General features: G+C 67.7%; 1 protein-coding gene. It reads left to right on the forward strand.

Annotated elements, in window-relative coordinates; translation table 11 throughout:
- Positions 1–226: aminotransferase class I/II-fold pyridoxal phosphate-dependent enzyme (locus tag A3709_RS12545; protein ID WP_156507747.1), on the forward strand; the 226-nt coding region annotated here is incomplete at both ends.

Genomic DNA, 226 nt, shown 5'->3' on the forward strand with positions numbered 1-226 from the left:
GGCCATGAGTACCGCCGCCGGGCTTGATTCTGCCCAGGCGCCGGTACTCATGGCCACCCTGGGTAAGGCGCTGGGTTGCGCCGGGGCATTTGTGGCCGGTGACGAGCTGTTGATCGAAAGCCTCATTCAGGGTGCGCGCAACTACATTTACACCACAGCGATGCCACCGGCGGTCGCCGCAGCGGGGTTGGCGGCGGTGCGCCTGCTCGCGACAGAGGCCTGGCGC

The organism is Halioglobus sp. HI00S01, from assembly GCF_001635445.1.
GTDB classification, from domain to species: Bacteria; Pseudomonadota; Gammaproteobacteria; order Pseudomonadales; family Halieaceae; genus Halioglobus; species Halioglobus japonicus.